The organism is Qipengyuania sp. S6317L1 (assembly GCF_023015615.1).
Taxonomy (GTDB): Bacteria; Pseudomonadota; Alphaproteobacteria; order Sphingomonadales; family Sphingomonadaceae; genus Erythrobacter.
The window spans coordinates 322,173-330,948 of the sequence record NZ_JALKAJ010000003.1 but is presented as its reverse complement, the minus strand read 5'-3'; the positions used below and the strand labels follow the sequence as shown (position 1 = coordinate 330,948).

Genomic DNA, 8,776 nt, shown 5'->3' with positions numbered 1-8,776 from the left:
TACGACGTGATTGTGCTGGGCTCTGGCCCTGGTGGCTATGTGGCGGCCATTCGTGCCTCGCAATTGGGATTGAAGACCGCGATTGTGGAGCGTGAACTGCTTGGAGGCATCTGCCTCAACTGGGGCTGTATTCCGACCAAGGCGATGCTGCGCAGCGCGGAAGTCTTTCACCAGATGAACCATGCAAGCGATTATGGTCTCAAAGTCGCTGGCGAGATCGAGGCTGATCTGGAAGCGATTGTGAAACGTTCGCGCGGCGTTGCCAAACAGCTTAATCAGGGCGTCACCCATTTGATGAAGAAGAACAAAATCACCGTCCACATGGGCGAGGGGCGGCTGTCGGGTCCAACCTCGCTCACGGTGACAAGCGATAAGGGCGAGGAAGAACTCACCGCCAAGCATATCATCGTCGCCACCGGTGCGCGTGCACGCGATCTGCCTTTTGCGCCCGCAGACGGGAAGCGCGTTTGGACCTATCGCCATGCGATGACCCCGCCCGAAAAACCGACCAAACTTCTGGTGATCGGATCAGGCGCAATCGGGATCGAATTTGCCAGCTTCTACAACGACATTGGCGTTGATGTGACCGTGGTCGAGATGCTCGACCGGATCGTGCCGGTGGAAGATGCAGACGTATCGACCTTCCTTGAAAAGAGCCTGACCAAGCAAGGCATTGCGATTATGACCGGGGCAGGGGTCGAAGACCTGAAGGTTGGCGACAAGAGCGTGACGGCGACGATCAAGGACAAGGACGGCAATACCGAAACCACCGAGTTCAGCCACGTGATCACCGCGATTGGCATCGTGCCCAACACCGAAGATATCGGCCTCGACGATCTTGCCGAGATGGACAAGGGCTTTATCCAGATTGACGAATATGGCCGCACCAAGTCGGATGGCCTGTGGGCGATTGGCGATTGCACGCCGGGGCCATGGCTCGCGCACAAAGCCAGCCACGAAGGCGTGACCGCAGCAGAGGCCATTGCGCAAGAGCTTGGCAACACCGAAGTCCACCCGCACCCCATGGACCGCTCAAGCATCCCGGGCTGCACCTACTGCCACCCGCAGGTCGCCAGCGTCGGCCTGACCGAGGCCAAGGCGAAGGAAGCAGGCTACGAGCTGAAGGTCGGCAACTTCCCCTTCATCGGCAACGGCAAGGCCATCGCGCTTGGCGAAGCGGAAGGGTTTATCAAGACCATCTTCGATGCAAAGACCGGCGAGCTTCTAGGCGCGCATATGGTGGGCGCAGAGGTCACAGAACTGATCCAGGGGTACACCGTGGGCAAGACGCTTGAAACGACGGAAGCCGAGCTTATGCAAACGGTCTTTGCGCACCCGACGCTGTCAGAGATGATGCACGAAAGCGTGCTCGACGCCTACGGCAAAGCGATCCATATTTGATTGGGGAGGCCTCAAGCAGCGAAGCGGTAGGCCTTGAATAAGGTGGCGGACAGTCAGGGATTCGAACCCTGGAAGGGCTTGCACCCTTGCCGGTTTTCAAGACCGGTGCATTCGACCACTCTGCCAACTGTCCGCTTGGGGGATGCTCGCTAACGATGTAGTTTGATTCTGTCACCCCTCCTTTTTCAAATTTGGAGCGAAATATCTTGGCCAAAGGCACGCACGATTTTGAAGCCGACCCGCGCAATGATGAAATCCTCATCAACGTAAACGGCGCACTCGTGCCACGCGCCGAGGCAAGCGTCTCGGTTTTCGACAGTGGCTTCATGCTAGGTGACGGTGTGTGGGAAGGTTTGCGGCTGCACAAAGACAAAATTGCCTTCCTTGATGCACATCTGGACCGGCTTTACGAAGGCGCGAAAGCCATCGCAATGGATGTAGGCCTGACCCGCGATGATCTTTGCGCGCGGATCGACGAGACGATCGAGGCAAATGCGATGCGCGGGCAAGAGGGCGTACACATGCGCCTGATGGTGACACGCGGGATACGCTCAACTCCGTATCAGGACCCGCGCGTTGTAGTTTCTCCAGCGACAATCGTGATCATCCCGGAATATAAGACCCCTCTTCCAAGCACTATCGAGACAGGCATCCGGCTGTTCACCGTACACGTGAGGCGGGGGGATCCGGCGGTACAGGACCAGAAACTCAATTCGCACTCCAAGCTCAATTGCATCACCGCCTGTATTCAGGCGACGCAGGCAGGAGCAGACGAGGCGTTAATGCTCGACCCTCACGGGTTTGTCGCGACCTGCAACTCAACCCATTTCTTTATCGTGCGAAAGGGCGAGGTTTGGACGTCGAGCGGGGATTATTGCCTTGGCGGTATTACCCGGAGCAATGTCATCCAATTGTGCCGAGAGGCAGGCATCCCTGTGTTTGAAAAGAACTTCTCGCTGACCGATGTGTATGGCGCTGATGAAGCCTTTGTAACTGGCACATTCGCAGGCGTGGTCCCGGTAACCGACATTGATGGCCGGGCCATGACGCCGGCCCGCGGGCCCATGGTAGAGCGATTGCAAAGGCTCTATCGTGACCTCATGGACAGGGACGTGGCATGACCATCAGGATCGCCATGTGGTCGGGGCCCCGCAATCTATCGACTGCTATGATGCGCAGTTTCGGCTCGCGCGCCGATACATTCGTCAGTGATGAGCCATTCTACGGCGCCTATCTCAAATCCACGCGCGACCCTCAGCCGATGATCGACGAAATTATCGCCGACATGGATTGCGACTGGGAAAGTGTGAAAAACGCCCAGAATGGCAGGGCCCCTGATGAAAGCCCGATCTGGTATCAAAAGCACATGCCCCACCATATGGAAGGGCCGGTCGACATCACCGACTTTCCCGACACGCGGCACGCCTTTCTGATCCGCGATCCTGTCCGCGTTGCCGCCAGCTATGCCAATAAGCGCGCTGAAATCCGGCAAAAGCACCTGGGGGTCACGCGCCAGAGAGAGTATTTTGAAAAGGTGGCTGACCAAGCAGGAAAGGCGCCGCCCGTTATAGACAGCCACGACATCCTCCTCAATCCGCCTGTCGCCTTGAAAGGATTGTGCGGCGCGCTTGAGATTGATTACGATCCAGCGATGTTGTCCTGGGAAAAGGGCCCGCACGAAGAAGACGGCGTTTGGGGCTCACATTGGTATGACAAGGTCAACGCCTCAACCGGCTTTGGCTGTGCGCCGGATTCGATGCCGGAGCTTGACGAAGCCTATCGCAAAGTTGCCGATGAATGTCGTGCAGATTACGAGTTTCTTTCCCAATTCGCGATCAGTTCGAAGGATCGCGGTGGCTAACTCCGATCTGGTCATGGCTTGTTCAAACACAAGATAATAGAAGCGCCTGATGATGCACCGTAGCTTTTCCTCACTTGCACTTTTCGCCGCCGCACTTGTCGGTGTCGGAGCGCTATCGCAAATCGCGCCCAGCGCCCCTGCCAATGCCCAAGTCGCCGCACGTGATGGGATCACGTTTGACGCCTATCTGGAGCAGATAAAAGCTAAAGCACGCGCGCAAGGGGTGTCAGAGCAGACCATTCAGCGCATGACATCAGGGCTTACGCCCAATCCGACCGTCATCCGCCTTGATCAGGGTCAACCGGGCACACCGACACGCCGTGGATATCCTGATCTTGCCCCTTACATTGCCAAACATGTAAACCCGACGCGCATCAATGGCGGGCGTCAGGCATACAGCGCCAATAGCGGCATTTTGCGCGCGGTGGAGCGTGACTATGGCGTGCCGGGCGAAATCATCATTGCGATCTTCGGCCACGAAACGAGCTACGGGCGTATTCGCGGCAATTTCGATCTTTCGCGCAGCCTCGCGACGCTCGCTTGGGAAGGGCGCAGGCGGGAGCTTTTTGAAGGTGAATGGATCGCGCTTATGAAGGTCGCGGACAAAGGCTATTCGCGCGACGAACTCGTGGGCAGCTATGCAGGTGCTTTTGGTAATCCGCAGTTCCTGCCCTCGGTTTACCTGCGCCTTGCAACCGATGGCGACGGCGATGGTCGCGCCAATATCTTTTCCAACCGCGCAGACACTTTTGCATCAATCGCCAATTACTTCCGCGATGCGGGATGGCGCACAGGTCAACCCTGGGGCGTTCGTGCCTATGTACCGGCTGGCTTTGATGTCGATGCCTACAAGACCAAGCTGAGCGCGCCCGTTTGCCCGCGTGTTCACGAGCGGCATAGCCAGTGGAAAACCGTCGCTGAATGGCGGGCACTTGGTATCCAGCCTCAAAGACCGCTTGCCGATGATACGCTAACCTCTCTGTTCCAGCCCGACGGGCCAGGAAATCCGGCATGGCTTCTCACCAGTAACTACCGCGTAATCCTCGAATACAATTGCTCGAACTATTACGCGATGAGTGTTGGACTGCTCGCCGACGAAATCGTGAACTAAGCGCGCACGGGCTCTCGCATCACATGTTGCTTGGGCCTATAGAATGCGGCGTGAGCTCCGAAGGCATCTTCAGATTGGCGCTACCATGCGCTTTACTCGCGGCTGGGTTGGCCGCGATGCCAAGCATGGCGACCGCAAAACAACCCGCTCCCGTTCCGTCAATGTCCGAGGTGCCCATCGCGCTTTTGGTCGATGTAACCAGCAACCAAGTCCTCTTCGCGCGTGAAGCAGATCGGCGTTTTGTGCCTGCCTCCATTACGAAGGTGATGACCCTCTATCACGCTTTTGAGCTGATTGACGAAGGCGCTCTTACACCCACGCAGCGGTATCGGATGCGTGATGAAACCTGGGCCGAGTGGCATCGCAAGGGTTCGACAATGTTCATTGCCGATGGTGCAAGCGTTGCCGTCGATGACCTGCTCATGGGGATCGCCAATGTCTCTGCCAATGACGGCGCTATGGCCCTTGCAGAAGGGCAGGCCGGTACCCTTGATGCCTGGTTAGGTGGGATGAATGCGCGCGCACGCGCACTGGGCATGACAAACAGCCATTTCGGCACGCCCAACGGCTGGCCCGATGAAGGGCGCACGTTCACAAATGCAAAGGATTTGGTCCGGCTGGCAAAAGCACTGACCGATCGCCACCCGGAAAAAGTTGCTCGCTACATTGGCAAAGAAGGCTTTCGCTATAACGATATCGCGCAGAGCAATCGCGATCCCATGATCGGCCGCGTCGATGGTGCGGATGGCATCAAAACCGGTTTCACCAGTGAGGCGGGGCTCGGCTATCTTGGCACAGCGGCGAGAGACGGGCAGCGCCTTGTTGTCGTAATTGCCGGAGCAGACGAAGAAAGCATCAGGGGCGAGACGGCACGCGGCCTTATCGAATGGGGTTTTGTAGAATTCGACCGGCGGAAAATCGCGAGTAGAGGCCAGTCAATCGGCAAGGCTCGCGTGCAAAATGGCAAGAGCAAATTCGTCGCCCTACAGACTTCCAGTCCAGTTTTCGTCAACATTCCCAAGGGCATGACTGGCGAAGTGCGAATGTCGATCTCTTACAATGGTCCAATTCATGCGCCCATTAAATCGGGTCAGCGTGTCGCGACCATGCTCGTAACCGTTCCAGGATTGGAGCCTGCTCGCATTCCGCTGGTTGCATCTCAAGACGTTGAGAGAGCAGGGCTTATCGGTCGGGTCTGGAATGGCATAACAGGGTGGTTCGCATGACCTCAAAAGCGCAACGTGGCTGTTTTATTGCGCTCGAAGGGGGAGAGGGCACGGGCAAGTCCACACAAGGCCGCCTTCTCGCTGAAGCATTGCGCGAGGATTTTGGCCTGAGCGTCACTACCACGCGAGAGCCGGGCGGAACTGGGGGCGCTGAAGCGATCCGCGAGCTCCTTCTGAACCCGCCGGGGAAAGGCTGGAATGCACAAAGCGAGGCGCTCTTGTTTGCGGCTGCGCGTGCGGATCACGTGGCGCATTTGATTGTTCCAGCAATTGAAGCTGGCGAATGGGTAGTCTGCGACCGCTTCGTGGATTCAAGCCGGGCCTATCAGGGCGGGGCAGGGGGCATGGGAGACGACGCCATTCGTGCCCTGCACGCATTTGGCAGCAATGGCCTTCGCCCCGATTGCGCTGTTCTTCTGGAAGTGGATGACGCTGCTCGCCATGAACGCCTCACCGCCCGCGACGGCGACACCAGCGACGCCATAGGTGGACGCAGCAAGGAGTATCACAAAGCCGTCGCAGAAAGCTTCCGCGCGCTTGCCGATGCGGACCCGCGGGGATTTGTCGTCGTCGATGGCTCCGGCACGCCCGAGGAGGTCCATGCGCGCATAATGGAAGCCATCGCGCCATTGCTCCGAAGGACAAAGCGATGAGCGTCACCCAGCCTCTATCATGGCCAAACCACAAAGATGCCTGGCATCAATGGCGTAGCGCCATCACCAGTGCGCGCATGCACCACGGCTGGATCCTTGCGGGCAAAAGGGGGCTGGGTAAACAGGATTTCGCTCTTGCCGCCGCGCGCGAATTGGTGGCGGAAGAGGGCGTTGCGCAACCTGCAGGCGACCATCCCGATATCCTGACGGTCACCTATGGTCCCAAGGATAAGAAAGCAATTGCAGCGCAGGAAGCGGGCAAGCCCTTCGAACCGGCGCGCAGCATCCGTATTGCGCAAATTCGCGAGATGCAGCGACGTCTGACGGTTCGCCCGACGCTCGGTTCTCGCCGTGTGGTCATTATAAATCCGGCCGACGATATGGAGCGCGCGACTTCGAACGCACTGCTCAAAAGCCTCGAGGAACCACCGCAAGGCACCTTCTTCCTGCTTGTTACACACCGACCCTCGCGGCTTTTACCCACGATCCGCTCACGCTGCCGGATACTCCGTTTTCCCGGCCTGACCGACGCGGAACTTCGGACAATGCTGCAAGATGCACAGCAAGAGGGCGACACCTCGGCAGCGATTGACGCGGCAGAGGGTTCGTTTGGCGCGGCACTCCAGTTTTCGCAGCAGGATCTGCAACCTGTAGCCAACCAAATGACCCGGCTTATTGTCGATGGGGACCGGGACTTGCAGGGGAGGACCGCGCTAACGAAGCTTATCGGGCCGCGCGCAGATAAGGACCGGATGACAGCAATTTTCGAACTTGCGCAATCCATCGTCGCACAGCGCGCGCGTGCAAGCGAAAATTCCCTTGAGCGCGCCGAACTGATCGAAGTCCACGCCGAACTCACCACACTTGCGGCACAGGCCCCGTCATATAATTTCGACACCGGATTGCTTTGCCTTGAAATCGGAACCTTGCTCTGCCGTCCAAGCGCGGCTAGCGAGCACGCCCATGGCTGAACCCTATTACATAACCACCGCAATCAATTACCCCAATGGCCGTCCGCACATCGGGCATGCCTATGAAGGTATCGCTGCCGACGTCATCGCCCGCTTTCAACGCCTGCGCGGACGCGAAGTTCGGTTTCAAACCGGCACCGACGAACACGGCCTCAAAATGGCGCGCAAGGCCGAAGAGCAAGGCCGCACCCCGCGCGAGCTTGCCGATGAAATGTCCGGCTATTTCCAAGAAATGGATCAAGCGCTCAATATCAGTTTTGACCGCTTTATCAGGACAGTAGAGCCCGATCATCACAAAGCAAGCCAAGCGATCTGGAAGCGCATGGAAGATGCCGGCGATCTATATCTTGATCGTTACGAAGGCTGGTACTCGGTTCGTGACGAAGCTTACTACGATGAGAGCGAACTGAAAGAAGGCGAGGGCGGTGAGAAGCTTTCCCCGCAAGACACTCCGGTTGAATGGACGGTTGAGGAAAGCTGGTTTTTCCGTCTTTCAAAGTATCAAGAGCCGCTACTTGAGTTATTGAAAACGCCGGGCTTTCTCGAACCGACAAGCCGCCGCAATGAGATGATTGCCTTTGTCGAAGGCGGTCTTCGCGATCTCTCAATCAGCCGGACGAGTTTTGATTGGGGCGTGAAAGTTCCCGGTTCCGACACGCATGTTATGTATGTCTGGGTCGATGCGTTGACCAATTATCTGACTGGGCTGGGTTTTCCCGACGAGACGGAACATATGGCCAAATACTGGCCCGCCGATCTTCATCTGATCGGCAAGGATATCGTCCGCTTTCACACGATCTATTGGCCTGCATTCCTTATGAGTGCCAAACTTCCTGTCCCAAAGAAAGTGTTTGGACACGGGTTCTTATTGAACAAGGGTCAAAAGGAGTCCAAGTCGCTTGGCAATGTGACCGACCCGATCGAACTCGCTGAACAATTCGGGGTCGACGCGCTTCGCTATTTCCTCATCCGAGAGGTGTCGTTTGGCAAGGATGGCTCCTACTCGCCAGAAGCCATTGTCGAGCGCGCCAATGGTGAATTGGGCAATGCCTTTGGAAATCTTGCACAGCGCACGCTTGGCTTCATGGCCAAGAACCTGAATGGCAATTTGCCTGCGATCCACGGGCACACCGACGCTGACAATGCGCTGTTTAAAGAGGTCGACAAGGCAATCTCAACAGATGTGCCGCAAGCCTTTGAGGATCTTGCGCTTCAGCAGGCAATTGAAGCATGGCTGAAAGCGGTTTTTGCCTGCAATGCCTACATTGATTCAGAAGCCCCATGGGCCTTGCGCAAGACCGATCCTGAGCGGATGGAGACCGTGCTTGCCACGCTTTACATCTGCATCGCCCAACTTGGCGTTGCAATTCAGCCGGTGATCCCGGCAAGCGCTAAAAAGCTGCTCGATATGATGGGGGTTCCTGAAGACTGCCGGACCTATGAGAGCATCCGCTCGCAATGGTATTCGCCGCTTTCTGAAAGCGGATTTCAGATCGAGAAACCGACGCCGCTTTTCCCCCGCCTTGAACTGCCGGAAGCAGCAGAAGGGTAGG

8 protein-coding genes and 1 tRNA gene are annotated in these 8,776 nt (G+C 57.3%); 8 read left to right on the top strand and 1 reads right to left on the bottom strand.

Going from position 1 to position 8,776, the window contains the following annotated elements; translation table 11 throughout:
* Positions 1-1,401: dihydrolipoyl dehydrogenase (gene lpdA / locus MWU38_RS09230; protein WP_247271555.1), on the top strand; the 1,401-nt coding region annotated here is incomplete at its 5' end.
* 43 nt (positions 1,402-1,444) lie between these two features.
* Here lpdA and MWU38_RS09225 read toward each other — a convergent pair.
* A tRNA-Ser gene (locus MWU38_RS09225) sits at positions 1,445-1,534 on the bottom strand.
* A gap of 73 nt (positions 1,535-1,607) precedes the next feature.
* On the opposite strand from MWU38_RS09225, the gene MWU38_RS09220 reads away from it, so the two are divergent.
* The 7 genes from MWU38_RS09220 (at position 1,608) to metG (ending at position 8,775) form a co-directional block, all read left to right on the top strand.
* Positions 1,608-2,522: an aminotransferase class IV gene (locus MWU38_RS09220; RefSeq protein ID WP_247271554.1), complete on the top strand. Its 915-nt coding sequence runs from the start codon at positions 1,608-1,610 to the stop codon at positions 2,520-2,522.
* Complete coding sequence (locus tag MWU38_RS09215) at positions 2,519-3,262, top strand: sulfotransferase (protein WP_247271553.1); 744 nt, start codon at positions 2,519-2,521, stop codon at positions 3,260-3,262. The genes MWU38_RS09220 and MWU38_RS09215 overlap by 4 nt, the downstream gene beginning before the upstream one ends.
* Before the next feature lie 52 nt (positions 3,263-3,314).
* Positions 3,315-4,373, top strand: a complete 1,059-nt coding sequence (locus MWU38_RS09210; protein WP_247271575.1) for a lytic murein transglycosylase — start codon at positions 3,315-3,317, stop codon at positions 4,371-4,373.
* Between the two features lie 161 nt (positions 4,374-4,534).
* Entirely contained in the window at positions 4,535-5,599 is a 1,065-nt protein-coding gene (locus MWU38_RS09205; RefSeq protein WP_247271552.1) for a D-alanyl-D-alanine carboxypeptidase family protein, read from the top strand.
* Positions 5,596-6,252 carry a dTMP kinase gene (gene tmk / locus MWU38_RS09200; RefSeq protein ID WP_247271551.1) on the top strand — a complete coding sequence of 219 codons (657 nt, stop codon included), beginning with the start codon at positions 5,596-5,598 and terminating at the stop codon, positions 6,250-6,252. The genes MWU38_RS09205 and tmk overlap by 4 nt, the downstream gene beginning before the upstream one ends.
* A complete protein-coding gene (locus MWU38_RS09195; RefSeq protein ID WP_247271550.1) occupies positions 6,249-7,223 on the top strand; it encodes a DNA polymerase III subunit delta' in 975 nt (324 codons plus the stop codon). The genes tmk and MWU38_RS09195 overlap by 4 nt, the downstream gene beginning before the upstream one ends.
* Positions 7,216-8,775 carry a methionine--tRNA ligase gene (gene metG, locus MWU38_RS09190; RefSeq protein ID WP_247271549.1) on the top strand — a complete coding sequence of 520 codons (1,560 nt, stop codon included), beginning with the start codon at positions 7,216-7,218 and terminating at the stop codon, positions 8,773-8,775. Before MWU38_RS09195 ends, metG begins: the two co-directional genes overlap by 8 nt.
* The last annotated feature ends 1 nt before the right edge of the window (position 8,776 follow it).